Source organism: Enterobacter cloacae complex sp. P16RS2 (assembly GCF_014982155.1).
Lineage (GTDB): Bacteria > Pseudomonadota > Gammaproteobacteria > Enterobacterales > Enterobacteriaceae > Enterobacter > Enterobacter cloacae_M.
Genome location: NZ_JADCKW010000010.1, coordinates 138,396 through 164,191, shown reverse-complemented (window position 1 = coordinate 164,191; position 25,796 = coordinate 138,396). Strand labels below are relative to the sequence as shown.

Below are 25,796 nucleotides of genomic sequence, written 5' to 3'. Positions count from 1 at the left end.
CCGGGGGACAGGACGTTCATCCAATAGTTGTCTTCGGGAGTGGGAAATGAAGCCTTTTTTGCGCTGGTGTTTCGTTGCGACAGCTTTAACGCTGGCAGGATGCAGCAACTCTGCCTGGCGTAAGAGCGAAGTCCTCGCAGTGCCATTGCAACCGACTTTGCAGCAGGAAGTGATTCTGGCACGCATGGAACAAATACTTGCCAGTCGGGCTTTAACCGATGAAGAACGCGCACAGCTTTTATATGAGCGCGGAGTGTTGTATGATAGTCTCGGTCTGAGGGCATTGGCGCGAAATGATTTTTCACAAGCGCTGGCTATCCGACCTGATATGCCTGAAGTATTCAATTACTTAGGCATTTATTTAACGCAGGCAGGCAATTTTGATGCTGCCTATGAAGCGTTTGATTCTGTACTTGAGCTTGATCCAACTTACAACTACGCGCACTTGAATCGCGGTATCGCATTGTATTACGGCGGTCGTGATAAGTTAGCGCAAGATGATCTGCTGGCGTTTTATCAAGACGATCCTAATGATCCTTTCCGTAGCCTGTGGCTTTACATCGTTGAGCGGAAGCTCGATGAGAAGCAGGCAAAAGAGGCACTGAAACAGCGCTTCGATAAATCGGACAAGGAACAGTGGGGATGGAACATTGTCGAGTTCTACCTGGGCAACATTAGCGAAGCAACGCTGATGGAACGCCTCAAGGCGGACGCAACGGATAACACCTCGCTCGCTGAGCATCTCAGTGAAACCAACTTCTATTTAGGTAAGTACTACCTAAGTCTGGGGGATATGGACAGCGCTACGGCACTGTTCAAATTAGCGGTTGCTAACAACGTACACAACTTCGTTGAGCACCGTTATGCATTGTTGGAATTATCGCTCTTGGGCCAGGAGCATGACGACCTGGCAGAATCGGACCAGCAATAGCTGACGACATAAACATCAGCCCGTAATCTTTTGATTGCCATCACCTTAACTGGTGAGGGCGTTGTTGTTCGTCAATACACCTACTTTGAGCCGGTTCACACTTTTCAATGAAAATTGCTAATCATTTTCACGATGAGCTAAGTAGACTGGCCGCCATTAATATCGAGGCACTTGTACTACATGGCTGAATTCGAAACCACTTTTGCAGATCTGGGCCTGAAGGCTCCTATCCTTGAAGCCCTTAACGATCTGGGTTACGAAAAACCATCTCCGATCCAGGCTGAGTGTATCCCACACCTGCTTTCTGGTCGTGACGTGCTGGGCATGGCCCAGACTGGTAGCGGTAAAACTGCAGCATTCTCGCTGCCGCTGCTGAACAACATTGATCCGGACCTGCGTGCACCGCAGATCCTCGTCCTGGCTCCAACCCGTGAACTGGCTGTTCAGGTTGCAGAGGCCATGACGGAATTCTCTAAACATATGCGCGGCGTAAACGTGGTAGCCCTGTACGGCGGCCAGCGTTATGACGTGCAGTTACGCGCCCTGCGCCAGGGCCCACAGATTGTTGTCGGTACGCCGGGCCGTCTGCTGGATCACCTGAAGCGCGGTACTCTGGACCTCTCTAAACTGAGCGGCCTGGTACTGGATGAAGCAGATGAAATGCTGCGTATGGGCTTCATCGAAGACGTTGAAACCATCATGGCGCAGATCCCGGACGGTCATCAGACCGCGCTGTTCTCTGCCACCATGCCAGAAGCGATTCGTCGTATCACCAAGCGCTTCATGAAAGATCCTCAGGAAGTGCGTATTCAGTCCAGCGTAACCACTCGCCCGGACATCAGCCAGAGCTACTGGTCTGTGTACGGCATGCGCAAAAACGAAGCGCTGGTACGTTTCCTGGAAGCGGAAGATTTTGATGCGGCGATTATCTTCGTTCGTACCAAAAACGCGACCCTGGAAGTGGCTGAAGCCCTGGAGCGTAGCGGCTACAACAGCGCAGCGCTGAACGGCGACATGAACCAGGCCCTGCGTGAGCAGACTCTGGAGCGTCTGAAAGACGGTCGTCTGGATATCCTGATTGCAACCGACGTGGCAGCACGTGGTCTGGACGTTGAGCGTATCAGCCTGGTTGTTAACTACGACATCCCGATGGATTCCGAGTCTTACGTTCACCGTATCGGCCGTACCGGTCGTGCGGGTCGTGCTGGCCGCGCGCTGCTGTTCGTTGAGAACCGCGAGCGTCGTCTGCTGCGTAACATCGAACGCACCATGAAGCTGACCATTCCAGAAGCGGACCTGCCAAACGCAGAGCTGCTGGGCAAACGCCGTCTGGAAAAATTCGCCGCGAAAGTACAGCAGCAGCTGGAAAGCAGCGATCTGGATCAGTACCGCGCGCTGCTGTCGCAGATTCAGCCTGTTGCTGAAGGCGAAGAACTGGACATGGAAACCCTGGCCGCAGCACTGCTGAAAATGGCTCAGGGCGAACGTAGCCTGATCGTGCCACCAGATGCGCCGATGCGTCCTAAGCGTGAATTCCGTGACCGTGACGATCGCTTCGAACGTCGTGGCGACCGCAATGACCGTGGCCCACGCGGTGACCGTCCAGAGCGTGGTGGTGAAGACCGTCCACGTCGTGAACGTCGCGACGCAGGTGACATGGAACTGTACCGCATTGAAGTGGGCCGTGATGATGGCGTTGAAGTTCGTCACATCGTTGGTGCGATCGCTAACGAAGGCGACATCAGCAGCCGTTATATCGGTAACATCAAGCTGTTCGCATCTCACTCCACCATCGAGCTGCCAAAAGGCATGCCGGGCGAAGTGCTGCAGCACTTTACGCGTACCCGCATCCTGAACAAGCCGATGAACATGCAGCTGATGGGTGATGCACAGCCACGTCCTGACCGCGGTGGTGAACGTCGTGGCGGTGGTCGCAGCTTCGGTGGCGAGCGTCGTGAAGGCGGCCGCAGCGAAGGTCGCGGTGGTGAAGGTCGTCGTTTCTCCGGCGAGCGTCGCGAAAACCGTGGCCCACGTCGTGAAGAAGGCACCAGCCGCCGTCGTTTCGGTGACGCGTAAGCCTTACGCTTCTGACGTAAAGTAAAATATACAGCCCCGATATACCCTATCGGGGCTTTTTTTATTCCCTTTGTACTCTTGTACTGGTACAGTGCGTCACATTAAAATGCAGAACCGCATGATTGACTGGAGAAAAGGCTGTATGGCGACACTAACCACCACCCAAACGTCACCCTCGCTGCTTGGCGGCGTGGTGATCATTGGCGGTACCATCATTGGTGCCGGGATGTTCTCCCTGCCAGTGGTCATGTCCGGTGCGTGGTTCTTCTGGTCGCTGGCGGCGCTGGTGTTCACCTGGTTCTGCATGCTCCACTCCGGGCTGATGATCCTTGAGGCGAACCTGAACTACCGCATTGGCTCCAGCTTCGACACCATCACCAAAGATCTGCTGGGCAAAGGCTGGAACCTGGTGAACGGGCTGTCCATCGCGTTTGTGCTCTATATTCTGACCTACGCGTATATTTCGGCGAGCGGCTCGATTCTGCATCACACCTTCTCGGAGATGTCGCTGAACGTTCCGGCGCGTCTGGCGGGGCTGTGTTTTGCGCTGGCTGTGGCGTTTATCGTCTGGATGAGTACCAAAGCGGTGAGCCGCATGACGGCGATTGTATTAGGCGCTAAGGTCATCACCTTCTTCCTGACCTTCGGCAGCCTGCTGGGACACGTGACGCCCGCCACGCTGTTTAACGTCTCCGAAGTGAATACCTCCTACACACCGTACCTGCTGATGACGCTGCCGTTCTGTCTGGCGTCGTTCGGTTACCACGGTAACGTGCCGAGCCTGATGAAGTACTACGGCAAAGATCCCCGCACCATTGTGAAGTGTCTGGTCTACGGCACGCTGCTGGCGCTGGGTCTGTATGTGATTTGGCTGCTGGGGACGATGGGCAACATCCCGCGTCCGGAATTTATCGGCATTGCCCAGAAGGGCGGTAACATCGACGTGCTGGTGCAGGCGCTGAGCGGCGTACTGAACAGCCGCAGCCTGGATCTGCTGCTGGTTATCTTCTCTAACTTTGCGGTGGCGAGTTCTTTCCTGGGCGTGACGCTGGGCCTGTTTGACTATCTGGCGGATCTGTTCGGCTTTGATGATTCTGCGATGGGGCGTTTAAAAACCGCGCTGCTGACCTTCCTGCCGCCGATTGTGGGCGGCCTGCTGTGGCCGAACGGCTTCCTGTATGCCATCGGCTATGCAGGGCTGGCGGCAACTATCTGGGCGGCGATTGTGCCAGCGCTGCTGGCGCGCAAATCACGTAAACGCTTCGGCAGCCCAAAATTCCGCGTCTGGGGCGGCAAGCCGATGATTACGCTGATTCTGGTATTCGGCGTTGGTAACGCACTGGTACACGTGCTGTCGAGTTTTAACCTGTTGCCCGTTTATCAGTAAAACGAGGGGTTGACCCCCTCACCCCGGCCCTCTCCCATAGGGAGAGGGAGAAAAGCAAAAAACTACCCCACCAACTCCTCTTTCACCTGCATCGCCAGTTCAAACGAATGCAAACGCGCCTGGTGATCGAAAATCTGGCCGTTAACCATAATCTCATCCGCCTGCGTTTCGCGCAGCACCGCGTCCAGCCCGTGACGCACTTTCGCCTTATCGCCAACCAGCGACATGCTCAGCGCCTGCTGCACGCCATACTGCTCGGAGGCGGACCACAGCTGATGCATATTCTCCACCGGCGGTGGAAGCTGGCCCGTCTCACCGCGGCGCAGCTTCACAAACGCCTGCTGCATTGAGGTAAACAGGAATTCCGCGTCGCGATTGCTGTCGGCCGCAACGATGTTGATACACACCATCGCGTACGGCTTCTCAAGACGCTCGGACGGTTTGAAGTTCGTTCGGTAAAGATGCAGCGCCTGATGCAGCATATCCGGTGCAAAGTGGGAGGCAAACGCAAACGGCAGTCCCAGCTGCGCGGCGAGCTGTGCGCTGTAGAGGCTTGAGCCTAACAGCCACACCGGGATCTTCTCACCGTAGCCCGGCACCGGGCGCACGTGCGGGTTCGGATCGCGCGCGTCGAACCAGTCCACCAGTTCGGCCACGTCGCGCGGGAAGTTGTCGATATCGCCGCTCATATGGCGGCGCAGGGCGCGCATGGTCGGCTGATCGCTGCCAGGCGCACGACCAAGCCCTAAATCTATACGGCCCGGGTAGAGCGTATTCAGGGTGCCAAACTGCTCGGCAATCACCAGCGGGGCGTGGTTCGGCAGCATTACGCCGCCGGAGCCCAGGTGCAGGGTGGTGGTATTTGCCGCCAGATAGCCGATCAAAACCGAGGTCGCGGCGCTGGCGATGCCAACCATATTGTGGTGCTCGGCCAGCCAGTAGCGGTGATAGCCACGCTTTTCGGCCAGCTGAGCCAGATCCAGGGAGTGCGAAAAGGCTTCTCTTGCCGAGGAGCCCTGAGGGATCGGCGCCAGATCCAGCACCGAAAACGGAATGGTTTTGTCAGTCATAACAGCTCACTTTGTCGACGGTCAATCTTTAATACTGCATTAAAAAATGATAACCGTTGTTAACAAAGTGAGCCTTTTTTACGCCTGCAGCTCCAGCCCGGCAAGCCGTCTCCAGTAGCCGTTGCAGTCGCTGTTTGCCGTCAGCGGCAGCGGTGAGTCACCGTTTTCGTTGGCGCGGAAGGCGTCAAGCATAGCGAACACCCCGGTATCCAGCGGCGATAAACGCACCATATCCACCAGCCCGTCCATCGACGCCAGCTCGTTGCCGAGGTTATAGACATAGCCGCTCATGGTCTGAATACCGTTGAGGACAAACACCTGCTGATTCTCCTGCGACAGCATGCTGCGTCCGTTCGGGTACTTGATGCAGCAGGTTTCGCATTCGTCTTTCGGGCGGTCTTCCGAGCGTGCGGTGAAGCAGCGGGCGGAGTAGGCCAGCGGCAGATGGCCGTAGCTCAGCACTTCCACTTCAAACTGATTGCGAATGCCCAGCTCGTCGCACTGTTTAAGCAGGTTTGCCAGCCAGTCGCGGGAGAGCTCTACCGGCATGCACCAGCGCGTCATTCCCTGTTTGAGCAGCAGGCGCAGGGTTACGGCGTTGTAGCAGTTCAGGGCATGGCCCGCGACAAACGGCAGCTTGCGTTCAGCGCACATGTTCACCACGCCCAGATCGCTCGCTTCCAGCAGGAACTCACCGTTTTCGACGTAGCGCTTCAGCTCACCCAGTTCGGACGACGCCTGCACCAGCGCGAGCGTGGAGAGCACCACCTGCTTGCCGCTTCCGGCCAGGCCTTTCGCCATATCCAGCCAGTCGCCCACTTTGGTGGCGCGGCGCTTGCTGCACACCGCTTCGCCGAGGTAAATCACGTCGGCGCTGCAGGTCGCGGCCTGTTGGTAAAAATCTTCCAGCGTCTCTTTTGGCCAGTAGTAGAGCACCGGTCCTAATGAATATTTCATGATGATCTCACTGCCATTTACGGTGATACGCGCCAAGCGTGGTTTGCGTGCCTTCGGACATCGATCCGAGCGTTTCCATCCAGGCATGCTGTGGAGCGTAGTTCTGCGGATCCGCCATGCAGCGGTCGATGGCCTGACGCCACACTTTCGCTACCTGGCTCACATAGGCCGGGCTGCGCTGACGTCCTTCGATTTTCACCGAGGCAATATTGGCCGCCAGCAGTTCCGGCAGTAGCTCCAGCGTATTGAGGCTGGTGGGCTCCTCCAGCGCGTGATAGCGCTCGCCGTCGACCAGATAGCGGCCTTTACACAGGGTAGGATAACCGGCGTTTTCCCCGTCCTGGTAGCGGTCAATCAGCACCTCATTCAGGCGAGACTCCAGCCCCTGAGGGGTCTGCTGCCAGCGAACAAAGCGGGCAGGAGAGCAGGCCCCGACGGTATTTGGAGATTCACCGGTTAAATAAGAGGAAAGATAGCAGCGGCCTTCGGCCATGATGCACAGGCTGCCAAAGGCAAAAACCTCCAGCGGCACTGGCGTGACGCGCGCGAGTTGCTTAACCTGATGAATAGAGAGCACGCGCGGCAGCACCACGCGGGCCACGTCAAAGTGTTGATGATAAAAACGCACCGCCTCTTCGTTGGTGGCAGATGCCTGAACAGAGACGTGGCGCTCAATATGGGGATAGCGTTCTGCCGCATACTCAAGCATGGCGAGGTCGGCCAGGATCAGCGCATCGGCACCCAGCTGTGCCGCCATATCCACCGCGCGCTGCCAGCGGGCGTAGCCGTCAGGATGAGCAAAGGTATTGATGGCGATATGCAGCTTGCGGCGGTGCTGGTGAACGAAGTTAACGGCTTCCTGAAGCTTTTTCTCCGTAAAGTTGAGGCCAGCAAAATGGCGGGCGTTGGTGTCATCTTTTAGCCCGATATAGACAGCATCGGCCCCATTTTCGATGGCCGCCTTAAGCGCCGGAAGGTTTCCGGCAGGGCAGAGCAGCTCCATAATTTATCCTGATGTAGTCGATCGCAAAATTGTTAACGAGCTGGGATTTTAATTAACCCATACGCGACAATTTTTGATTTAAGGCAGCTAATGGCGTATTGATGACACCAATAATGAGGTACGGCTGACGACGGTTTGTTGATTTACGCCGCTATGTTGTGCTTCGGATATGGCAAAATAGCAGGACTATAGATATCAGGGAGTAAAGCTCGTGCTGGATAAACTGCGTTCACGTCTCGTACAATTTGGACCATCAATGCTGAGCGTGCCGGTCAAGCTGGCGCCGTTCGCGCTAAAACGCCAGGTGCTGGAGCAGGTCCTGAGCTGGCAGTTCCGCCAGGCGCTGCAGGACGGCGAGCTTGAATTCCTGGAAGGCCGCTGGTTAAGCATTGAGGTGCGTGACATCGGGCTGCGCTGGTTTACCTCCGTTGAGAATGACCAGCTGATCGTACGCGAATCCGCCGACGCGGATGTGAGCTTTAGCGCCAACGCCAGCGATCTGCTGATGATCGCCGCGCGCAAGCAGGATCCGGATACGCTCTTCTTCCAGCGCCGTCTGGTGATTGAAGGCGACACGGAACTGGGCCTGTACGTGAAGAATTTAATGGATGCCATTGAGCTGGAGCAGATGCCAAAAGCGCTGCGCGTGATGTTAATGCAAATGGCAGATTTCGTTGAGGCCGGGCTGAAAACCCCGCCGGACGGTAAACACACTTCAGTAGGTGAGCCATGCTGATTCGAGTCGAAATTGGGATTGATGCGCCGGGGATCGATGCGTTGTTACGCCGCGCCTTTGCGAGCGATGCCGAAGCCCAACTGGTCCACGACCTTCGCGAAGACGGCCTGATTACGCTGGGGCTGGTTGCCACCGATGACGAAGGTCAGGTGGTGGGCTATGTTGCCTTCAGTCCGGTCATCGTTAAGGGCGAAGAGCTGCAGTGGGTCGGCATGGCGCCGCTGGCGGTAGATGAAAGCTATCGCGGGCAAGGTCTGGCGCGCCAGCTGGTCTATGAAGGGCTGGATTCGCTCAATGAGTTTGGCTATGCCGCCGTTGTCACGCTGGGCGATCCGGCGTTCTATGGACGTTTAGGCTTTGAGCAGGCCGCGCATTACGATCTGCGCTGTCGCTGGCCGGGTACGGAATCCGCTTTCCAGGTCCACCGTCTGGCGGACGACGCGCTCAACGGCGTCAACGGCCTGGTCGAGTATCACGACCATTTCAATCGCTTTTAATCAGGCTCTCGCGTAGCGCCTCAAAGGAGCCGTCTCCGGTCACGAGGCGCTCTTTCTGGCGCTTCGTCAGCTGCTTGATACGGTATTCCAGCCTGAGCGCCAGCGAACGGTCGCCGACGGCCGCTGAGAAGGCGAGCTGTAATTCCCCTTTCCCCCGCAGCGCTTTTGCCCCTTTTCCCGTTTGATGTTGTAAAAAACGCCGCGCCACATCGGTGGTGATCCCGGTGTAGAGTGCGTTATCAGCGGTTCGGACAAGATAGAGAAACCAGCACACGGTAAACGGATTCAGTATGTTAAGGTGAACGCACCATAGCATGAGAGAGAACGAAAATGGAAACACTGGCCGCCATTAACCGCTGGCTGGCAAAGCAGCATGTTGTCACCTGGTGCGTCTATGACGAGGGGGAGATGTGGTGCGCAAATGCATTTTACTACTACGATCCTGAGCGCGTGGCTTTTTATGTCATGAGCGAAGACAAAACGCGGCATGCGCAGATGACCGGCCAGCAGGCAAAGGTCGCGGGCACGGTAAACGGCCAGCCAAAAACTGTCGCGCTGATCCGCGGCGTGCAGTTCAAAGGAGAGATCCGTCGTCTGGACGGCGAAGAGAGCGACGCGCGCCGTAAGCTCTACACGCGCCGCTTTCCCGTTGCCGCTGCGCTAAAAGCCCCGGTGTGGGAAATCCGCCTCGATGAGCTGAAATTTACCGACAACACCCTGGGCTTTGGCAAGAAGCTGCACTGGTTACGCGCCGAGCAGGCGTAGCGCTTCGCGGTTAAACGCCGGGAGATCGTCCGGGGTTCGACTGGTGATCAGCTGGTCTTTGTCGTTGACCACCTCCTGATCGTAAAACTCGGCCCCCGCATTTTTCAGATCGATAACGATCGGTTTCACGGCGGTAAGCTTACGCCCGCGGACCACTTCTGCGCTGATGAGCAGCTGCGGGCCGTGGCAGATGGCAAAGACCGGTTTGCCGGTGGAAACAAAGTCCCGGGTGAAGGTCACGAAGCGCTCGTCCCCGCGCAGGGAATCCGGGGAATGGCCGCCGGGTAACAGCAGAGCGTCGAAATCTGAGGGACTCACGTTATCGATGGTCTCATCGATGGTTACGGTCGCCTCGCCCTTATGGCCTGTCACCGTTTTACCCGCCTCTTTCTCAATGGTGATGACCTCATGTCCCGCCTTGCGGAACGCCTCTGCTGGAGAGGTGAATTCTGAATCTTCAAACTCGTCGGTAATCAAGACTGCGATTTTCTTGCCCATGCTTCCTCCGTTGTTTTGGCTTCAGACTGATTTTTCTCCGCTTGTGGTAAATACTTACCTGTAACAGATTTCTAAGTGTGGTCGACGACGCTGAGTTCGCAAACGGACAATTCTGTAAAGGGGAAAAGATGAGTCAGGTATTGATTACGGGTGCTACCGGGTTAGTAGGCGATCATCTGCTGCGGCTGCTGATTCAGGATCGCCGCGTGAACTATATCGCCGCCCCGACGCGTCGACCGCTGGCGGACTTATCCGGCGTCTTTAATCCGCACGATCCTCAGCTGACCGACGCGCTGGCGCAGGTGGAGGATCCCATTGATATCGCCTTTTGCTGTCTGGGCACCACTCGGCGGGAGGCGGGCAGCAAAGAGGCCTTTATCCACGCCGACTACACGCTGGTGGTGGATACCGCGCTCACGGCGAAAAAGCTGGGGGCCAAACATTTTCTGGTGGTCAGCGCGCTGGGCGCCAGTGCCGGGTCGCCTTTCTTCTACAACAAGGTGAAGGGCAAAATGGAGGATGCGCTGATAGCGCAGAAATGGGAGCAACTGACGATTGTGCGCCCCTCGATGCTGATCGGCCACCGGGACGAACGCCGGTTTAACGAGTCGATATTTGCCCCGCTGTTTCGCATTCTTCCCGGCAACTGGAAATCCATCGAGGCACGGGACGTCGCGCGCGCGATGTTAAAAGAGGGGCTGGCCCCGTCGAAAGCGGGCGTAAACATTATCCCTTCGGCAAAACTGCGTGAAATCGCGCAGGGCGAGGCGTAAACTCCCCCGGCTAATAACCTAATACTCTCCGGGGAATGCTATGACTGGTCAGTCTTCATCTCAGGCGGCAACACCTGTTCAGTGGTGGAAGCCCGCACTCTTTTTTCTCGTGGTCATTGTTGGCCTCTGGTACGTGAAATGGCAGCCGTACTACGGCAAAGCCTTCACCGCCGCCGAAACGCACAGCATCGGTAAATCTATTCTCGCTCAGGCTGAATCCAGCCCGCTTCAGGCGGCGTGGGACTACGCCATGGTCTACTTCCTTGCCGTCTGGAAGGCCGCCGTCTTAGGCGTGATCCTGGGGTCACTGATTCAGGTGCTTATCCCGCGCAACTGGCTGGTGAAAACCCTTGGGCAGCCGCGCTTTCAGGGCACGCTGCTGGGGACGATTTTCTCGCTGCCGGGCATGATGTGTTCCTGCTGCGCCGCGCCCGTGGCCGCAGGTATGCGCCGTCAGCGCGTGTCGATGGGCGGCGCGCTGGCGTTCTGGATGGGGAACCCGCTGCTCAACCCGGCAACGCTGGTGTTTATGGGCTTTGTGCTGGGCTGGCATTTTGCGTTCATCCGTCTGGTCGCCGGGCTACTGACCGTACTGGTGGTGGCGACGCTGGTGCAAAAACTGGTGAAGGATACTGCCGCAGAACCCGCAGCCGTTGAGCTGGACGTCAGCGAGCCGCAGGGGGAATTCTTTGCGCGCTGGGGCAGGGCGCTATGGCAGCTTTTCTGGAGCACCATCCCGGTCTATATCCTGGCGGTACTGGTTCTGGGGGCGGCGCGCGTCTGGCTCTTCCCGCATGCGGATGGCGCTATCGACAACACGCTGATGTGGGTTATCGCAATGGCCGTTGCGGGCTGCCTGTTTGTGATCCCAACGGCGGCGGAGATCCCGATTGTTCAGACCATGATGCTGGCCGGTATGGGCACCGCGCCGGCGCTGGCGCTTCTGATTACGCTGCCGGCGATCAGCCTGCCGTCGCTTATCATGCTGCGTAAGTCGTTCCCGGCGAAAGCGCTGTGGCTGACCGCAGGGCTGGTGGCGTTGAGCGGGGTGATGGTGGGGAGTATTGCGTTGATGTAAAAAAATCCCGGTGGCGGTGACGCTTACCGGGCCTACAAAAAAATCCCCTCAAGCGAGGGGATTTTTTTTATTTGATGTAAGTAAACGCGGTGGTGACGTGCTTCACGCCGCTCACCCGGCTAGCGATATCGGCCGCCGCTTTCCCTTCACGGTCGGTTACCAGACCCAGCAGGAACACTTCACCGTTTTCCGTCGTCACTTTCACGTTGGAAGATTTCACCTGGTCAGAACCCAGCAGTTGGGAACGCACTTTGGTGGTGATCCAGGTGTCAGACGATGCGGTGCCCAGGCTGACAGGCTGTCCCTGGCGCACTTCGTTGAAGACTTCTGTCGTACCTTCTACACCCATCGCAATCTGTTTGGCGCGGGAGGCGAGTTCCATGTTAGGGGCCTGGCCTGCAAGCAGCACTTTGCCCTGATAAGCCGTCACATTGATGCGCGCTTCTTTCTTAATCTGTTCGTCTTTCGACAGCGCACTGTTGACGCGCAGCTCAAGCGTACCGTCATCCACCTGCGTTCCGACAGAACGCGGATCGGTTGCCGCTTTGGTACCTACCGCAGCAGTACCCACGACAGCCGCAGCGATACATCCCTGAAGCAGTAATGCAGACATAAGGACTGCGAGGGTCGATAAAGCCTTCATAAGAACTCCTTAATCATCCTGGTGAGGGAAAAGCGTGTTATCGATCAAATCACATAAGCAGTTCACCGTGAGCATATGCATCTCCTGAATACGCGCGCTCCGGTGAGAAGGAATGCGGATTTCCACATCCTGCGGCCCCAGCAGACCCGCCAGCTCACCACCGTCATAGCCGGTTAAAGCTACGATAGTCATGTCGCGGGTGACGGCGGCTTCAACGGCTTTAACAATGTCCCGGCTGTTGCCGCGTGTGGATATTGCCAGCAGTACATCTCCGGCATGGCCGAGGGCTCGCACCTGCTTAGCGTAAATTTCGTCATGCAGACGATCGTTAGCAATCGCTGTTAAGACCACATTATCGGTATTAAGTGCAATGGCAGGTAAACTCGGACGTTCTGTTTCAAAGCGATTGATCATGCTGGCAGCAAAATGCTGTGCGTTGGCGGCTGACGTGCCGTTGCCACAACAGAGGATTTTGTTGCCATTAAGCAGGGATTGCACCAGCGTCATTGCGGCACGCGAGATAGCATCCGGAAGGGCTTCCGCCGCGGCAATCTGAGTCTGGATGCTTTCTGTGAAGCACACTTTAATTCTTTCGAGCACGTTATCCCTTTTAAATCTTAATTATGCGTCTTCGCCAAAAGCGTTTTTAAGCCATTCGATCTCATTTCCGGTGAAGGCTATCACATCGAACCGGCAATCCACAGTATCAAAGCTCCCATTATGGCGGGCAAGCCACAAGTGGGCAGTCTGTAATAATTTATGTTGTTTGGCGAGCGTCACGCTGGCGGCAGCACCGCCAAAACGGGAGGACTGTCGAAAGCGGACTTCTACAAACACGATGACCTGACCGTCTTTCATGATCAGGTCGATTTCGCCGCCGCGCCCGCGGACGTTAGCGGCGATAAAGCGCAGCCCTTTGCCTTCAAGCCAGCGACGCGCCTTTAACTCCCACGCATCGCCGGTCTCTTTACGGCTTAACTGGCCGGGACGATTTGCCCCTGCTGGTATTTGAGCCATGATAACTTCCTGTTGATCACGCAGTCCTGAGTCGCGGTCAGATCGCCGGTGTTGCCGTTAAGCTCAAAGCCCGGCACCTGACGCATCTGGGTAAAGTGGTTCGCCAGCGCCCATGCATCGACACCCATTGCATACAGACGCGCCAGCGAATAATCGTTACGTACGGTACTCAGCGCCTGCTGCATCAGCGCCGGGTTGCTGCCTGCCAGCATCGGGATTTCGCTGTACTGCAGACCGTCCATTTCCAGACGGAAATCCGGGCCTGCGGTGCCCTGCGCGCTGCGCGAGCTGGCGTAGAGCGTTGCGCCGCTCTGGCTGCCGTTACGCATCGCGATCATCGGTTTGATAAAGGCGATCTCCTGCGGCGTGGCAACGATATAGGCCGCATCCACTTTGCCGCCACCGCTAATCTGCGCATCGGTAGGTGGGGCAGGGATCGTCAGGCCGCCAATCGTCACGCTCTGCTGCTGCGGCAGGCTTGCGGTGACCGGGCTACCGTTAAGCGCGATACCCGCCCCGCCGTTTACGCCCGCGCGCAGTTCAGAGACGGAACCGAATTTCTGCTGCAGCACCACGCCGCCGCCAAGCTTCTGCCACTCATCGGCAAAGGCATTGGCCACGCGATCGCCCAGCGCGCTGCGTGGGATGAGCAGTAGCGGAGCCTGCTTACCCTGCTCGTGAATATGACGCGCCGCATCGCGGGCTTCATCTTCAGGGGAAAGCGCGAAGTAGCAAATATTGGCCCGGTTCTGAACCTGCTCAGGCTGGTTGAGCGCCAGCACGTTCAGCGTGGTATTGCTCTTCATCAGCTCTTCCACGTTGTTTTTCAGCAGCGGACCGACAACGATGCTCGCCCCGTCCTGTTGAACCTGCGCCAGAACCTGGTCAAGCGGCTGCGAGCTGGTGTCGTAAATTTTCAACTCAGCGCCCGGGTTGGCGCTGGTGGTTGCCACGGCCTGCGGCTGCGCAGCAGGTTGGGCCGCGGGTTGTGCAGGCTGCGGTTGAGGCTGTTCTGCTGTTGCGTCAGACGCTGGCGCCGATTGCGTCTCGGTCGGAGCCTGAGTAGCAGGTGCTGTAGTAGCCGGGGCTGCTGCAGCCGGTGCAGCTGAAGCCGGAGGCGTCGTCGGAGCCGTCACCGGGTTTTGCATCGTACCCTGCGCCGGCGCTTGCGCCGTGGTCAGATCGCTGGTCTCCGCTGCGGACGGGCTGATAACGTCATTCACGTTAGCCGCCTGGGCCGCCTGCGCGGGAACCGCGCTGCCGGTTACCGACGTCGTGCCGTTTTTCGCTGCTTCAAAGCCCTGCTGAATGGTACGGCCAAACACTGCCGCCTGGCCGTTGAGCGGCAGAAGCAGGGCGATTTTGCTGGTGGACGCTGGCTTAAAGTTCTGCACGTTCACCAGCTGGGTTGGCAGCATTTTCGCCCCCGGGTTTTGCGGGTAGCGCGTCTGCCAGTCCGTAATACCGGCCTTCAGCATCTTTGGATCGCTGCGGTTGTTAAACCACATTTGCTGCAGATCCAGCCAGCCCTGCAGGACGTTTTCATCGGCGTTGATGACCAGCGCCTGCGCCTGTTCCTGGGTCATAGAGGCAAGCGCTTGCCAGGTGGCATCAATATTTTTCTGCTTATCAGCACCGCCGAGCAGCGGCTCTTGCGCGACGAGGGCGCGGAGCAGCGTCAGGGAAGGACGCCCCTGCTCCGCGGTAATGCCCGCCTGCCAGGAGCGAGCCTGCTGATTTTTATCCAGCGCGCTCACGTCAATATCCCCGAGGATCTTCTTCGCGGCGGCGTAATCTTTCAGCGCGACCTTCAGCTCGGCAGAGAGCAGGCTCTGCTCACGACGCTGGGCGTCGTTAAGATCTTTTGGCAACTGGTTAAACAGTTCGGCTGCCTGCTGGGTTTTACCCTCTTTCAGCAGTGCACGAATGGCGAGTAATTGCCAGTTGGTCTTGGTATCATTTGAACTCTGCGACATTTGTTGCAGATAAAAGCCAGAATCAGCCTGAGCAGAACCCTGAAGATGGGCGGTGCTCTGGTCAGGTGCCTGGGTGCCACAGCCTGCAAAGATCAGGGCTGCCAGCAGAAGAGGCACGCTGCGCGTGGCTTTTTTTCGAAGAAACGTTAACGGTACCATACTGTATCCAGTGATTTTTTTTACGCAATGCTCAATATTAAATCGGCAATACGGACGAAACAATGAAACAACACGAAACGGCAGATAATTCTCAAGGCCAGCTTTATATTGTACCTACTCCTATCGGGAATTTGTCTGATATTACCCAACGTGCGCTCACCGTACTGCAAGCTGTTGATTTAATTGCTGCTGAAGATACCCGCCACACCGGCTTACTGCTGCAACATTTCGCGATTAATGCCCGTTTGTTTGCTCTGCACGATCACAATGAGCAACAAAAAGCCGAAACGCTGGTGGCGAAGCTGAAAGAGGGACAGAACATTGCCCTGGTCTCCGATGCCGGTACGCCGCTGATCAACGATCCCGGCTATCACCTGGTGCGTACCTGTCGTGAAGCCGGTATTCGCGTTGTGCCGCTGCCGGGGCCGTGCGCTGCCATTGCTGCGCTGAGCGCGGCGGGTCTGCCGTCTGACCGTTTCTGCTATGAAGGTTTCCTGCCAGCCAAATCCAAAGGCCGTCGCGACGTGTTAAAAGACCTGGAAGCGGAACCGCGCACCCTTATTTTTTACGAATCCACGCACCGCCTGCTGGAAAGCCTGGAAGACATGGTGACCGTCTGGGGAGAAGCCCGCTACGTGGTGCTGGCGCGCGAGCTGACCAAAACCTGGGAGACTATCCACGGCGCGCCGGTGGGTGAACTGCTGGCTTGGGTGAAAGAAGATGAAAACCGCCGCAAGGGCGAAATGGTGCTGATTGTCGAAGGGCATAAGGCGCAGGAAGACGCGCTCCCTGCCGACGCGCTGCGCACGCTGGCGCTGCTGCAGGCGGAACTGCCGCTGAAGAAGGCCGCTGCGCTGGCGGCGGAAATTCACGGCGTGAAGAAAAATGCGCTGTATAAACATGCGCTGGAGCAGCAGGGGGAGTAATCCCCTGCCGCCTGTTTTGCCGGGTGGCGGCTGCGCCTGACCCGGCCTGCAGATCGTTATGCGTCTTTTAGCTAACTGGCACCGCCTCAAACACCAGCGTTTCCAGCGGCTGCAGCGTAATCACCACCGCGTTTTTATACTCCTCCGGTACGGTTGAATTACTGCCGTACACCGCTTTCAGACGAAACTGCGCCGCGTTCCCTGTCGGGATTTCAAAATCTTTCGTCAAATCCAGGTAGTAGCTTTGCGGTTTATCCGACGGGTTACGCAAGCCGAGAATCGCTTTGTCCTTGCTCCAGGATGCCCAGCCGTAAACCTGCAGCGCGGTTGGATCGCCACCAATCCAGTGCGTATCCACCAGCACGCCGGCGTTTTCCCGCGACCACTTCGCGGCCCGCGCCAGGGTATCCCACTTCGCCTTGTTCAGCATTGAAGGGGTGATATACAGCTCCTGCAGCTGCGTGCCGGTCACGAAGTAGCTCCAGACCTGATCGGCAAAGTCGCTGTCCGTTTGCACCTTCTCCAGCCCGTAATAGGCGTTTTCCGCGCTGATGATCCCGTGATACATCAACGAGTTCAGCGGGAACAGCGGCCCTTTGCGAACAATGGAGCGGTACGTTTCCGCATCGCGGTAGGTCATCCACTGCTGAACCGGCGTGCCGGGGCCGTACAGGTTGATGTCATCGCCCTGCCGCCAGATGGAATCAGCGTAGAACAGCCAGGACGGGCTGGCGTTGGTACCGGTCGTCAGGTTAATAAACAGATTCGGGTTGGCGCTTCGCATGTTGTGTAGCAGAGCGATAGAGGCGTCAAAATCCGAGGCGAACGGGCTGCCCTTAATATGCGAATTGGCATTACCCATCCCGTCCAGCTTGAACGAGGTAATGTGTTCGTTTTTAATAAGCTTAACGATCTGCTCATTGAAGTTTTTAAAATAGTTTGGACCTGACAGCGCCAGCTTCCCGTCTACCGTTTCGAAACCGTACTCTTTTGCATGCGAGACGCGAGTGTCGCGCGGTTTGTTATATCCACCCCACGGCGAGAGCCACAGTCCAACCGAGCTGTGCATGCTGTCGGCTTTTTCCCGAACTTTGCCAAAACCGTTGCTGAATGCCGGGCCAAACAGCCAGCGTCCGGTCAGGTCATCCCAGCCATCGTCAAGCAGGAACGCATTCAGCGCCACGCCGCGCCCGGTGATAAATTCCTTATTCCATTCATCCATCCGCCCCAGCACGTCCTGCTCGGAGTAGGGCGTAAAGAAGCCGATATCCATCCAGCTGTTGTAGTGTAAATAGGGCTTATACGGACGCGGGCGGACGGCATCAATAAACTGGTTTACGCTGCGGCGCAGCTGGCTGGTCTCCGGGAAGGTGCCGAACCAGGTGGTAAAGCTGACCGGCGACTCTGGCTGAATCGGCGTTTTCAGCTCTACGTTGAGATTGGTGGTCGCTTCATAGGCGTAAGTGTTAACGATGGGCTTGTCCGGCAGAATAAAGAACGAGTCTGCGACGATCGGCGAGCTGTTAATCGCCCCGTCTACGTAAGGTGCCTGAGCCTGCTTTTTGGTCGGGAAGAAGGTAATTTTCGCCACGTCTCGCGGCTGACCAACGGCGGCAACGGTGTAGTCGATGCTGGCGTATTTCCCCTTCACCAGGTTCAGCTTTACCGTTACGTTAAAGTCCGGATGGGTGAAATCGATGACCAAGCCGCTGTCCTGCTTTTCGACATGCTTGATTTTAAAATCAGCGGTGTGGATTTTCGTCTCGTCCGGCAGCGTCAGGAAGAACAGCTCCTGCGGCGTGAGCGGATGGTTAGCCCTGGTGTCCTTAACCACTACCGTTGAGTTTGCATCATCAAATGACAGAGCAATATTGTCGTTACCGAGCGCGTAGTTCGCGGCCACCGCGCTATGGGAAACGCACATGGCCAGCAGTGAGAGAGCGAGGATTTTTTTCATCAGCGTAAGCTCCTTTTTAATCAGGCTTCTGCCGGAAGCAGCAATCGGTTTGCCGATCCGCAAACGGCGATCTTGCTTCTGACCACCTCTTTCATGGCGTCCATGCCGACGCGCATATAGAAGCGCGGATCGTTGCCCTGCGGGTTTTCGGCAAACCAGGCCTTAACCGCGTCAGAGAAAGCAATCTTCAGCTCGGTCGCCACGTTGACTTTGCACACGCCCAGCTCTATGGTGCGGCGAACAAACTCATCCGGCACATCGCTCGCGCCGTGCAGCACCAGCGGCACGGTGACCACTTCGCGGATTTCCGCCAGCCGCTGGAAGTCGATTTTCGGGCGTTTGGTATACAGGCCGTGCGCGGTGCCGATGGCGACGGCAAGGCTATCGACACCGGTTAGCTCAACAAAGCGCTTCGCCTCCTGAGGATCGGTCAAAAATGCACTTTCCGCATCCACGCTCATGTCATCTTCCACACCGCCCAGGCGGCCCAGTTCGGCCTCCACGCTGCAGTCGTTGAGGTGGCAGAAATCGACCACCGACTTCACCAGCTTCACGTTTTGTTCAAACGGGTAGTGGCTGCCGTCGATCATCGCGCTGCGCACGCCCGCGTTGACCTTGCGGCGAATATCGTCCAGCGATTCGTGGTGATCGAGGTGCAGCGCCAGCGGCATGTCGTAGGTGTGGGAGTAGGCGCTGCACAGGGCGTAGATCTCTTCCAGCGCAATATGCTTAAAGGTGCCCGGCGTGCCCGCGAGGATCACCGGCGATCGCATTTCGCTGCACGCTTCGAGGATCGCCTGGATCGTCTCCGCGTTGTGGATGTTGAACGCCGGAACGGCGTAGCCTTTTGCCTGCGCGTCCTGCAGAAGATATTTCGTCGAGATAATACTCATAATCAGATCCTCTTAAGCCTGCCACGGATGAATAACGACGCCCTGCACCACGCGGTTGACCGTCCCGCTGGCCGATGGCGTATCGGGCGTAATGCCTGCGCTAAGCGACTGGGTGAGCGCAAAAACCTGGGCATACATCAGGAAGCAGAACGCCTGTTCCATATCGATAAACGGACGTGAAGGCGGCAGCAGAATGTGCGGACCCGCTTCAATGACCGGATCGTTTTCAGCGGCGATGGCGACGACGCGCAGGGCCTGGCGATCGCGGCGCAGCTCGGCCAGCAGATCCAGATCGTACTGACGCGTATATGGATGGCTGGAGATGAACACCACCACCAGCGTTTCATTGTCTACCAGCGACTTCGGCCCGTGACGGAAGCCCGTAGGGGAGTCGTAAAATGCCGCCAGCTTGCCCGCCGTCAGCTCCAGCACCTTCAGCGCCGATTCGCGCGCCGCGCCCTGCAGGCCGCCGCTTCCCAGATACACGATCCGTTTCCACGGTTCGCTGCCAAAGACGCCGTGGCTGAAATCCCCGAGCGAGGTGAGGATCGCCTGACAGCGATCGGCGACGTCGCGGAAGGTGTGGCTATTGATCGTTTCCGGGGCGAACACGGACAGACAGCTCGCCATCATGGTGGTGATGCTGCTGGTCATCGCGAACCCGCGATCGTGCGTTTCGGCAGGCATCAGCAGGGCAAAGGCGTTATCGCTGTCGACGGCGTTCTGGTACAGGCTCCCCGCCTCGTTGCAGGTAATGGACAGGTGATAGCACTCCGGCACGAACTGGTTTGCCAGCTCAACGGCCGCGACGCTTTCCGGACTGTTGCCGGAGCGGGCAAACGAAACCAGCAGCAGCGGGTGCCCAGGGCTGAAGTAGTCCATCGGGTTCGTGACCAGATCGGTTGTCGGGATGGCGGTGAAGTTTTTCCCGGTGTGGCTTGAAAGCCATGGCGCAATGATATCGCCGATAAAGGCGGACGTGCCCGCGCCGGTCAGGACGATCCGCAGATCGCGCTTGCGCAGCAGCGGCGTCAGGAAACTGTCGATCGAAGCACGCAGGTTATCGATGTTGTTGAGCGAACGGATCCAGCTGGCAGGCTGCTGGCGGATCTCTTCCTCGGTCCAGGTGCCGGTTGTGGCGGCGGTAGTGGTTTGTGGCATAACTCAGTCCTTAGTCGTGTGAATTCCACATCAGACGCTGGCAATCGTGTCGCTATCTTTCGTTTCGTTTCACTTGTTCACTTAAGCAGTTAAATAAAATCTATAGAAAAGAAATCGAAACTTCAATGAAAGAAAAGAAATAAAACGAAAAGTGTGATCGTGAAAGGAAAGGGAAGGTTTAAGGAAAGGAAAAGAAAGGCCTTACGGTTTCAGGCCGTAAAGCCAAAAGGAGACACAATGAAAGGGCTAAAGGGGAAGAGCCTGGCCCTGAATCCAGATCCGCTGGAGGTGTAAACCTCCGTCCAGCGCAATAATATTGGCGCGTTTGCCCGGAGCTAAGGATCCAAGCTGACCGTCAACGCCTAGCAGCCGGGCAGGGTGCAGCGAGGCCATATGGATCGCCTCTTCGGCTGTTACGCCCGCATACTCCACCATATTTCTGACCGCGGCATCCAGCGACAGCGTGCTGCCCGCCAGCCCGCCGGAGCCGGTTCGAACCACGCCGTTTTGCATCGTGACCTCTTCACCGCACAGGGTATACCGACCGTCCGGCATACCTGCCGCCTGCATGGCATCGGTAATCAGCACCACGCGATCCTGAGCGCAGCAGCAGCATAAACGCATCGCTCCCGGATGGACGTGGTGGCCGTCGGCAATCAGCTCCAGCCACGCCCGTTTGTCCGTCAGCCCTGCGCCGACCATGCCGGGCTCTCTGTGGTGCAAACCCGTCATACCGTTGTAGCAGTGCACCAGCCCGTCGGCACCCGCATCAAACGCGGCGAGAGTTTGCCGGTACGTAGCAGCGCTGTGGCCCAGCATGACGCGGATACCGCGCTGTTTAAGATGATGAATCACCTGCAGCGCGCCGGGTTTTTCCGGCGCGAGCGCCACCACCCGTAGCGTGCCCTGTGAAACGTCAATCAGCCTGTCCAGCTCGGCGATATCCAGCTCCCGGAACAGCTCGGGCGGATGCGCCCCTTTGTTCTGGGGCGTAAAGTACGGTCCTTCCAGATAACTGCCCAGGATCTGCGCGCCGGGGCCGCCGGACTGACTGCGCCGGGCGATACGCATCAGTGCGCTGTGGATGGCTTCCATCGGCGCGGTCACGGTGGTGGGCAGAAATGCGCCCACGCCTTCACGCGCTTTATGCATCGCCAGAGTGTCCAGCACGTCAGGCGCATCGTCCATGACGTCCACGCCCGCGCCGCCGTGGACGTGCGTATCGATATACGCCGGGCAAAGCAGCTCCGCATCGCGCGCCGTAACGCCCGCCGGGATGGGTTCAATCACCGCAACCGCGCCGCTTTCAATGCGTAGCTGGTGGTCGTCCAGCCAGCCCTGTTCGGTAAGGATCCGTCGCGCGCGCAGCAGCTGGCTCATATCCCTTCCTCAGCCGAGGCTTCCTCGCGACAGCGCCCCAGCTCGTCCACCAGGCTCGTCAGGCCGCGGTGCCCGCACTCCAGCGCCTGCTGGCGAAACGCCTCGCTGCTTAATCCGTCGCGCTCCAGCACCATCTCCAGCAGCAGCTGCAGGTTGGTGCCGGTAATCACTTCGCTACCCGGCCTTTGCATCGCGAGCGTTGACGCCACGCGGAACGGCGTGCCGCCGAGCAAATCGGTGAGAAACACAATATCGTGCTGCGCATCGAGTTCGCTTACCGCCTGCTCAAGCTGAGCGGTCAGCCGCGCGGTGGTGGAGGTTTCCGGAAAATCGATGGCGATAAACTGCGGCTGCTCGCCCAGGATCTGCTTCATCGCCTGCTCAAGCCCGCTGGCAAAACCGCCGTGACCCGTCAAAATAATGCCTAACATCGCAACCTCTTTGCTTTTACAGGAAGTGACAGAATTTACCGACAACGCCCAGCAGCACGGTGATACCGATCAGCCGCAGCGGGCTCCAGCCGCGGCGTACCAGCCAGAACATGGTCAGGGTGTAGACCAGCGGCAGGAACGCGGGCATCAGCTTGTCGATGACGTCGGCCTGCAGTTTGACGACCGCATCACCCGCCTTGATTTCGAGCGTGGTATTGAGGCGGACGTAGGTTGCCACCAGCGCGCCGATCACCGTCATCCCCACGATAGACGCCGCGTGGCCGACCTTTTTGGTGTTGGCTTTAATCAGCGGAATGGCCGCGACGCCCATCCGGTAAGCGTAGTGCGCCAGGCCAAAGCGCAGGCCGAGGTGTACCACGTTAAACAGCACCATAAAGACCACCGCGCCCAGAATCGATCCCTGCAGCGCCAGGCTGGCACCAATACCGCCGCAGATGGGCAGCAGGGTCAGCCAGAACATGGCGTCGCCAATACCGCCAAGCGGCGCGCCGACGGCAATTTTGGTGCTCTGGATGCTGTTCACATCCTGCTTGGATCGCTCCATCGCCAGAATGATGCCGATAACAAAGGTCACCAGGAACGGGTGGGTGTTAAAGAAGCCCATATGGCCTTTCATCGCCCGCGCCAGGTCCCGCTTGTTGGTGTGGATCTTTTTCAACGCGGGCAGCAGCCCGTACAGCCAGCCGGAGGCCTGCATACGTTCGTAGTTAAACGAGGCCTGCAGCAGCATGGAACGCCAGGCCACGCGGTTGATATCCTTTTTCGTCAGCTCGGCACCGATGTTCTGGTCTTCGTAGACGTTTTCATTCACGCCGGTCAGCAGCGTCTCTTCGCTTTCAGACACGCCCGGCAGGGTGGTGTGGTTAGATGCCATCTTCGAATTCCTCTTTCTGAGCTGCGGGAGCCGTCGGTTCAGGTGATTTACGCATCAGGTCGATCAGCGCCATGGCCAGCGCGGCCGCCGCAATCGCCAGCACCGGAAGCTTGAGCCAGGCGGCGGCGACAAAACCAATAATGAAGTAAGGGATGTAGACGTTTTTCATCATGATCTTCAGCAGCACGGCGAAGCCGATGGCTGGCATGATGCCGCCCGCGACGCCGAGGCCGTCAATCAGACGCGCTGGCAGAACGTCAATGGCGGTTTTCGCATGTTCCGCACCGAAGTAGATTGGCAGGAACGCGCACAGAAAATAGAAGATGCCGAGCGCCAGCAGCGCAAGATAGTTAACCCGTTCAATTCCGTTGGTGTCTGCATTGGCCGCCATGCGATCGCAGCGCGACATGACGCCGGACATCACCGAGAAGAGGAACGTAATCCCCATCTGCACCGCAACGGCAAACGGCACGGCGACGCCAACCGCGACTTCTGGCTTCACGCCGGTGCTGATGGCAAACGCGGTCCCCACGATGGTGCCGATAATGACGTTAGGCGGCTGGGCACCGGCGAGCGGGGCCAGCCCCATCCAGACCAGCTCTAACGTACCGCCGGTCAAAATGCCGGTGTGCAGATCGCCCAGGATCAGGCCGACCAGCGGCCCGAGCACCACCGGGCGGTGCATGTGCGTTAACCCGTTAAACATATCCAGACCGGCGATAAAGGCGAGTATGCCCAACCCCAGCGCCTGCAACAGACTGATTTCCATTGTGAATCCCTCAGAGCAGTTTAAAGAGATCCAAAGCAGTTTCTGTTGGAACGCCCTGAACGAAGCATTCCACACCGGCCGCTTTCAGGCCGTTGAACGCGTCAATATCGTTCGCGTCGACAGAGACCGTTTTGGCAATTTGTTGTTTGCCACTGGCGTAATGCATGTTTCCGACGTTAATACGGGTGATGGGTACGCCACCCTCGACCAGCCTCAGAAAATCGGCGGGTGATTTGCAGACCAGCAGGATTTTCTGGCGGTCAGCGGCGCGGTGAATGTTGTCGATGACCTTTTGCAGCGACCAGAAGCGCACGGCGATCCCTTCCGCGAGCACCATTTCCATCAGGTTCTGTTGAACCGGATCCTCAGCGACCTCGTCATTAGCGACCAGCACCAGGTTTGCCCCCGCAAACCCCACCCACTGCACGCCTACCTGACCGTGGATCAGGCGTTCGTCGATGCGGCATAAGACAATGTTTGGCATAGCGTTTTCCTCTTTTTTAATTATGCGTCTTGAGTCGTTACGCCTTCGCAGGCGGCGTGGTACTGCTGGAGTATGTCCTGAATGTGGTCGATGATGAGTTCCCGTGGCGTTGACTTGAGAGCGCCCTCGCGAACTTTGCTGTACTGCAGCGGCAGGTACTGGCTGATCAGCGGCAGGGGAACAGGCTCGTCTGCCAGGTTACGCACCAGCCGTGCAAAGGCGTCGTCGATCTGGCTGTCCGGCCAGTAGTAGCGCACGCGGTCAGAGTAGCTGTAGCCGCGCGCCAGGCGACGCGCGTTGCCGTCACCGTGGTAATGGCTTTGCCAGTATTCCGGGCGGTCGAGCATGACGTTTTCCAGCACCTGACGCAGGCCGGAACTGGCTTTTGCCGGCAGCAGCTCCTCTTCAATGGCGGCCAGCGAAAACAGCGCCTCGCGCAGGGCGAAGGTCAGGGCGGGGCCAACTTTCAGAATGGCAAAGTGATCGTTAACCAGCTGGCGCAGCGCCTGCGGCGTCTGGTAGTCGGTGGAATGCGCTTCAAACACCAGCGTATCGTAGGCTTCAACCATTTTGCTCAGGGCCACGGCTTTCTGCGGCTGATAGTCGCAGACGTGCGCGTGGTCGAACTCCACGCCAGGCTGGACCACCAGGCCAATAATGCGCGGCCAGATGTCGCTTAAGCCTTCCTTTTCGAACGCGTGGCGGTGCGCTTCAAGCGTGGCGCGGGCCGCGTCCGGCGTGGTGACGGCAAGTTCGGTGAGCGTCTCGTGCGCGCCACCGGGAACCGGCACTTCCGTGCCGATAACGTAGACCAGATCGGATTCACCAAACTGCTCGCGACAGGTCGCTTCGGCAATCTTCGCCAGGCGTGCGGCGCGTCCGGCGACGATCGCGTCGGTCAGGGGAACCGGGTCGTCCTCGCAGGACATGCTGCAGTCCAGGTGGATCTTTTTGAATCCGGCAGAAACATAGCTTTTGATCAGATCGTCGGCATTTGCCATCGCCTGTTCCGCAGGGAGATTTTGCCAGCGGTTAGGGCCCAGATGATCGCCGCCCAGGATCAGCTGTGACGTCGGAAAACCGAGCGACTCGGCCAGCCGGCAGACAAACGCGTGAAAATTTGCAGGCGTCATGCCGGTATAGCCGCCAAACTGATCCACCTGGTTGGAGGTGGCCTCGATCAGCAGCGGCGTCTGATGCGAATGCGCGTAACGAATGGCAGCTTCAAGTACCAGCGGATGTGCGGAGCAGACGGCATAGATCCCGTTCGAATTCCCTCGTTTATGTTGTTCCACCATTTCTGTCAGATGTTTCACTTTCCTCTCCATTTCGGA

Annotated in this window: 28 protein-coding genes; 10 read left to right on the top strand and 18 right to left on the bottom strand. The window is 57.8% G+C overall.

The window, feature by feature from the left end:
- The first annotated feature begins 46 nt into the window (after positions 1 to 46).
- From nlpI to mtr, 4 genes are all read left to right on the top strand, one after another.
- Positions 47 to 931, top strand: coding sequence for a lipoprotein NlpI (gene nlpI, locus INF68_RS07825; protein ID WP_023309331.1), 885 nt, complete (start codon positions 47 to 49; stop codon positions 929 to 931).
- Positions 932 to 1,038: 107 nt separating this feature from the next.
- Positions 1,039 to 1,119 carry a protein YrbN gene (gene yrbN / locus INF68_RS07820; protein WP_097397692.1) on the top strand — a complete coding sequence of 27 codons (81 nt, stop codon included), beginning with the start codon at positions 1,039 to 1,041 and terminating at the stop codon, positions 1,117 to 1,119.
- On the top strand, positions 1,112 to 3,007 hold the full coding sequence (locus INF68_RS07815; protein ID WP_023309330.1) for a DEAD/DEAH family ATP-dependent RNA helicase: 1,896 nt from the start codon (positions 1,112 to 1,114) through the stop codon (positions 3,005 to 3,007). The genes yrbN and INF68_RS07815 overlap by 8 nt, the downstream gene beginning before the upstream one ends.
- A 142-nt stretch (positions 3,008 to 3,149) precedes the next feature.
- Entirely contained in the window at positions 3,150 to 4,394 is a 1,245-nt protein-coding gene (gene mtr, locus INF68_RS07810) for a tryptophan permease (protein ID WP_126785728.1), read from the top strand.
- A gap of 62 nt (positions 4,395 to 4,456) precedes the next feature.
- On the opposite strand, the gene INF68_RS07805 is transcribed toward mtr, so the two are convergent.
- The 3 genes from INF68_RS07805 to INF68_RS07795 all read right to left on the bottom strand — a co-directional run bounded on the left by INF68_RS07805 (position 4,457) and on the right by INF68_RS07795 (position 7,424).
- Positions 4,457 to 5,464: an LLM class flavin-dependent oxidoreductase gene (locus tag INF68_RS07805; protein WP_045355411.1), complete on the bottom strand. Its 1,008-nt coding sequence runs from the start codon at positions 5,462 to 5,464 to the stop codon at positions 4,457 to 4,459.
- Between the two features lie 78 nt (positions 5,465 to 5,542).
- Positions 5,543 to 6,421 (bottom strand): U32 family peptidase, encoded by an 879-nt coding sequence (locus INF68_RS07800; RefSeq protein ID WP_126785730.1) that lies wholly within the window; start codon positions 6,419 to 6,421, stop codon positions 5,543 to 5,545.
- 7 nt (positions 6,422 to 6,428) lie between these two features.
- Positions 6,429 to 7,424: a peptidase U32 family protein gene (locus INF68_RS07795; RefSeq protein WP_063442179.1), complete on the bottom strand. Its 996-nt coding sequence runs from the start codon at positions 7,422 to 7,424 to the stop codon at positions 6,429 to 6,431.
- A gap of 211 nt (positions 7,425 to 7,635) precedes the next feature.
- Between INF68_RS07795 and INF68_RS07790 the strand changes: the two genes are divergently transcribed.
- Together INF68_RS07790 and INF68_RS07785 are read left to right on the top strand one after the other, a co-directional pair.
- A complete protein-coding gene (locus tag INF68_RS07790; RefSeq protein WP_029739636.1) occupies positions 7,636 to 8,160 on the top strand; it encodes an SCP2 domain-containing protein in 525 nt (174 codons plus the stop codon).
- Positions 8,154 to 8,657 (top strand): GNAT family N-acetyltransferase, encoded by a 504-nt coding sequence (locus INF68_RS07785; protein WP_126785731.1) that lies wholly within the window; start codon positions 8,154 to 8,156, stop codon positions 8,655 to 8,657. Before INF68_RS07790 ends, INF68_RS07785 begins: the two co-directional genes overlap by 7 nt.
- Here INF68_RS07785 and INF68_RS07780 read toward each other — a convergent pair.
- On the bottom strand, positions 8,644 to 8,973 hold the full coding sequence (locus INF68_RS07780) for a GIY-YIG nuclease family protein (RefSeq protein WP_023309323.1): 330 nt from the start codon (positions 8,971 to 8,973) through the stop codon (positions 8,644 to 8,646). The two genes, INF68_RS07785 and INF68_RS07780, sit on opposite strands and share 14 nt — an antisense overlap.
- Before the next feature lie 14 nt (positions 8,974 to 8,987).
- Here INF68_RS07780 and INF68_RS07775 point away from each other — a divergent pair, with 14 nt between their 5' ends.
- Positions 8,988 to 9,422 carry a YhbP family protein gene (locus INF68_RS07775; RefSeq protein ID WP_023309322.1) on the top strand — a complete coding sequence of 145 codons (435 nt, stop codon included), beginning with the start codon at positions 8,988 to 8,990 and terminating at the stop codon, positions 9,420 to 9,422.
- On the opposite strand, the gene INF68_RS07770 is transcribed toward INF68_RS07775, so the two are convergent.
- Entirely contained in the window at positions 9,402 to 9,920 is a 519-nt protein-coding gene (locus INF68_RS07770) for a type 1 glutamine amidotransferase domain-containing protein (protein WP_023333577.1), read from the bottom strand. The two genes, INF68_RS07775 and INF68_RS07770, sit on opposite strands and share 21 nt — an antisense overlap.
- Before the next feature lie 128 nt (positions 9,921 to 10,048).
- Here INF68_RS07770 and INF68_RS07765 point away from each other — a divergent pair, with 128 nt between their 5' ends.
- Both INF68_RS07765 and INF68_RS07760 read left to right on the top strand, forming a co-directional pair.
- Positions 10,049 to 10,693: an NAD(P)H-binding protein gene (locus tag INF68_RS07765; protein ID WP_126785732.1), complete on the top strand. Its 645-nt coding sequence runs from the start codon at positions 10,049 to 10,051 to the stop codon at positions 10,691 to 10,693.
- 40 nt (positions 10,694 to 10,733) lie between these two features.
- A complete protein-coding gene (locus INF68_RS07760; RefSeq protein ID WP_126785733.1) occupies positions 10,734 to 11,771 on the top strand; it encodes a permease in 1,038 nt (345 codons plus the stop codon).
- 67 nt (positions 11,772 to 11,838) lie between these two features.
- Here INF68_RS07760 and dolP read toward each other — a convergent pair whose 3' ends face one another.
- From dolP to INF68_RS07740, 4 genes are read right to left on the bottom strand one after another with little or no spacing between them, the layout of a single operon-like run.
- Positions 11,839 to 12,414 carry a division/outer membrane stress-associated lipid-binding lipoprotein gene (dolP, locus tag INF68_RS07755; RefSeq protein WP_028017061.1) on the bottom strand — a complete coding sequence of 192 codons (576 nt, stop codon included), beginning with the start codon at positions 12,412 to 12,414 and terminating at the stop codon, positions 11,839 to 11,841.
- A gap of 9 nt (positions 12,415 to 12,423) precedes the next feature.
- Positions 12,424 to 13,014 (bottom strand): DnaA initiator-associating protein DiaA, encoded by a 591-nt coding sequence (gene diaA / locus INF68_RS07750; protein ID WP_003861754.1) that lies wholly within the window; start codon positions 13,012 to 13,014, stop codon positions 12,424 to 12,426.
- A gap of 21 nt (positions 13,015 to 13,035) precedes the next feature.
- Positions 13,036 to 13,431, bottom strand: a complete 396-nt coding sequence (locus INF68_RS07745) for a YraN family protein (protein WP_028014533.1) — start codon at positions 13,429 to 13,431, stop codon at positions 13,036 to 13,038.
- Positions 13,389 to 15,566 (bottom strand): penicillin-binding protein activator, encoded by a 2,178-nt coding sequence (locus INF68_RS07740; protein WP_193525297.1) that lies wholly within the window; start codon positions 15,564 to 15,566, stop codon positions 13,389 to 13,391. The genes INF68_RS07745 and INF68_RS07740 overlap by 43 nt, the downstream gene beginning before the upstream one ends.
- A gap of 62 nt (positions 15,567 to 15,628) precedes the next feature.
- On the opposite strand from INF68_RS07740, the gene rsmI reads away from it, so the two are divergent.
- Positions 15,629 to 16,492, top strand: a complete 864-nt coding sequence (gene rsmI / locus INF68_RS07735) for a 16S rRNA (cytidine(1402)-2'-O)-methyltransferase (protein WP_023309315.1) — start codon at positions 15,629 to 15,631, stop codon at positions 16,490 to 16,492.
- 67 nt (positions 16,493 to 16,559) lie between these two features.
- Here rsmI and INF68_RS07730 read toward each other — a convergent pair whose 3' ends face one another.
- The 9 genes from INF68_RS07730 to kbaZ form a co-directional block, all read right to left on the bottom strand.
- Positions 16,560 to 18,449 (bottom strand): enterotoxin, encoded by a 1,890-nt coding sequence (locus INF68_RS07730; RefSeq protein ID WP_126785735.1) that lies wholly within the window; start codon positions 18,447 to 18,449, stop codon positions 16,560 to 16,562.
- Positions 18,450 to 18,469: 20 nt separating this feature from the next.
- The gene (gene kbaY, locus INF68_RS07725) at positions 18,470 to 19,342 is read right to left on the bottom strand and encodes a tagatose-bisphosphate aldolase subunit KbaY (protein WP_045134778.1); all 873 of its coding nucleotides are present in this window, start codon (positions 19,340 to 19,342) and stop codon (positions 18,470 to 18,472) included.
- A 12-nt stretch (positions 19,343 to 19,354) separates the two neighbouring features.
- Entirely contained in the window at positions 19,355 to 20,503 is a 1,149-nt protein-coding gene (locus INF68_RS07720) for an SIS domain-containing protein (protein ID WP_126785736.1), read from the bottom strand.
- A gap of 246 nt (positions 20,504 to 20,749) precedes the next feature.
- Positions 20,750 to 21,883 (bottom strand): N-acetylglucosamine-6-phosphate deacetylase, encoded by a 1,134-nt coding sequence (nagA, locus tag INF68_RS07715; protein WP_126785737.1) that lies wholly within the window; start codon positions 21,881 to 21,883, stop codon positions 20,750 to 20,752.
- Entirely contained in the window at positions 21,880 to 22,314 is a 435-nt protein-coding gene (agaF, locus tag INF68_RS07710) for a PTS galactosamine/N-acetylgalactosamine transporter subunit IIA (RefSeq protein ID WP_126785738.1), read from the bottom strand. The genes nagA and agaF overlap by 4 nt, the downstream gene beginning before the upstream one ends.
- A gap of 16 nt (positions 22,315 to 22,330) precedes the next feature.
- Entirely contained in the window at positions 22,331 to 23,209 is an 879-nt protein-coding gene (agaE, locus tag INF68_RS07705; RefSeq protein ID WP_126785739.1) for a PTS N-acetylgalactosamine transporter subunit IID, read from the bottom strand.
- The gene (gene agaW / locus INF68_RS07700) at positions 23,199 to 23,978 is read right to left on the bottom strand and encodes a PTS N-acetylgalactosamine transporter subunit IIC (RefSeq protein ID WP_023309308.1); all 780 of its coding nucleotides are present in this window, start codon (positions 23,976 to 23,978) and stop codon (positions 23,199 to 23,201) included. Before agaW ends, agaE begins: the two co-directional genes overlap by 11 nt.
- Before the next feature lie 10 nt (positions 23,979 to 23,988).
- On the bottom strand, positions 23,989 to 24,462 hold the full coding sequence (agaV, locus tag INF68_RS07695) for a PTS N-acetylgalactosamine transporter subunit IIB (protein WP_126785740.1): 474 nt from the start codon (positions 24,460 to 24,462) through the stop codon (positions 23,989 to 23,991).
- Positions 24,463 to 24,482: 20 nt separating this feature from the next.
- Complete coding sequence (kbaZ, locus tag INF68_RS07690; protein WP_233441365.1) at positions 24,483 to 25,778, bottom strand: tagatose-bisphosphate aldolase subunit KbaZ; 1,296 nt, start codon at positions 25,776 to 25,778, stop codon at positions 24,483 to 24,485.
- Between the last annotated feature and the right edge of the window lie 18 nt (positions 25,779 to 25,796).

Excerpts from the sequence above, each read along its gene's own strand:
- INF68_RS07795 (WP_063442179.1), bottom strand. The coding sequence starts at position 7,424 with ATGGAGCTGCTCTGCCCTGCCGGAAACCTTCCGGCGCTTAAGGCGGCC.
- INF68_RS07775 (WP_023309322.1), top strand. The coding sequence starts at position 8,988 with ATGGAAACACTGGCCGCCATTAACCGCTGGCTGGCAAAGCAGCATGTT.
- yrbN (WP_097397692.1), top strand. The coding sequence starts at position 1,039 with ATGAAAATTGCTAATCATTTTCACGATGAGCTAAGTAGACTGGCCGCC.
- INF68_RS07780 (WP_023309323.1), bottom strand. The coding sequence starts at position 8,973 with ATGCTATGGTGCGTTCACCTTAACATACTGAATCCGTTTACCGTGTGC.
- INF68_RS07730 (WP_126785735.1), bottom strand. The coding sequence starts at position 18,449 with ATGAAAAAAATCCTCGCTCTCTCACTGCTGGCCATGTGCGTTTCCCAT.
- INF68_RS07760 (WP_126785733.1), top strand. The coding sequence starts at position 10,734 with ATGACTGGTCAGTCTTCATCTCAGGCGGCAACACCTGTTCAGTGGTGG.
- INF68_RS07740 (WP_193525297.1), bottom strand. The coding sequence starts at position 15,566 with ATGGTACCGTTAACGTTTCTTCGAAAAAAAGCCACGCGCAGCGTGCCT.
- dolP (WP_028017061.1), bottom strand. The coding sequence starts at position 12,414 with ATGAAGGCTTTATCGACCCTCGCAGTCCTTATGTCTGCATTACTGCTT.
- INF68_RS07720 (WP_126785736.1), bottom strand. The coding sequence starts at position 20,503 with ATGCCACAAACCACTACCGCCGCCACAACCGGCACCTGGACCGAGGAA.
- INF68_RS07805 (WP_045355411.1), bottom strand. The coding sequence starts at position 5,464 with ATGACTGACAAAACCATTCCGTTTTCGGTGCTGGATCTGGCGCCGATC.
- agaV (WP_126785740.1), bottom strand. The coding sequence starts at position 24,462 with ATGCCAAACATTGTCTTATGCCGCATCGACGAACGCCTGATCCACGGT.
- kbaY (WP_045134778.1), bottom strand. The coding sequence starts at position 19,342 with ATGAGTATTATCTCGACGAAATATCTTCTGCAGGACGCGCAGGCAAAA.
- nagA (WP_126785737.1), bottom strand. The coding sequence starts at position 21,883 with ATGAGCCAGCTGCTGCGCGCGCGACGGATCCTTACCGAACAGGGCTGG.
- INF68_RS07800 (WP_126785730.1), bottom strand. The coding sequence starts at position 6,421 with ATGAAATATTCATTAGGACCGGTGCTCTACTACTGGCCAAAAGAGACG.
- agaW (WP_023309308.1), bottom strand. The coding sequence starts at position 23,978 with ATGGAAATCAGTCTGTTGCAGGCGCTGGGGTTGGGCATACTCGCCTTT.
- INF68_RS07785 (WP_126785731.1), top strand. The coding sequence starts at position 8,154 with ATGCTGATTCGAGTCGAAATTGGGATTGATGCGCCGGGGATCGATGCG.
- agaF (WP_126785738.1), bottom strand. The coding sequence starts at position 22,314 with ATGTTAGGCATTATTTTGACGGGTCACGGCGGTTTTGCCAGCGGGCTT.
- INF68_RS07815 (WP_023309330.1), top strand. The coding sequence starts at position 1,112 with ATGGCTGAATTCGAAACCACTTTTGCAGATCTGGGCCTGAAGGCTCCT.
- rsmI (WP_023309315.1), top strand. The coding sequence starts at position 15,629 with ATGAAACAACACGAAACGGCAGATAATTCTCAAGGCCAGCTTTATATT.
- INF68_RS07770 (WP_023333577.1), bottom strand. The coding sequence starts at position 9,920 with ATGGGCAAGAAAATCGCAGTCTTGATTACCGACGAGTTTGAAGATTCA.
- agaE (WP_126785739.1), bottom strand. The coding sequence starts at position 23,209 with ATGGCATCTAACCACACCACCCTGCCGGGCGTGTCTGAAAGCGAAGAG.
- nlpI (WP_023309331.1), top strand. The coding sequence starts at position 47 with ATGAAGCCTTTTTTGCGCTGGTGTTTCGTTGCGACAGCTTTAACGCTG.
- mtr (WP_126785728.1), top strand. The coding sequence starts at position 3,150 with ATGGCGACACTAACCACCACCCAAACGTCACCCTCGCTGCTTGGCGGC.
- INF68_RS07765 (WP_126785732.1), top strand. The coding sequence starts at position 10,049 with ATGAGTCAGGTATTGATTACGGGTGCTACCGGGTTAGTAGGCGATCAT.
- INF68_RS07745 (WP_028014533.1), bottom strand. The coding sequence starts at position 13,431 with ATGGCTCAAATACCAGCAGGGGCAAATCGTCCCGGCCAGTTAAGCCGT.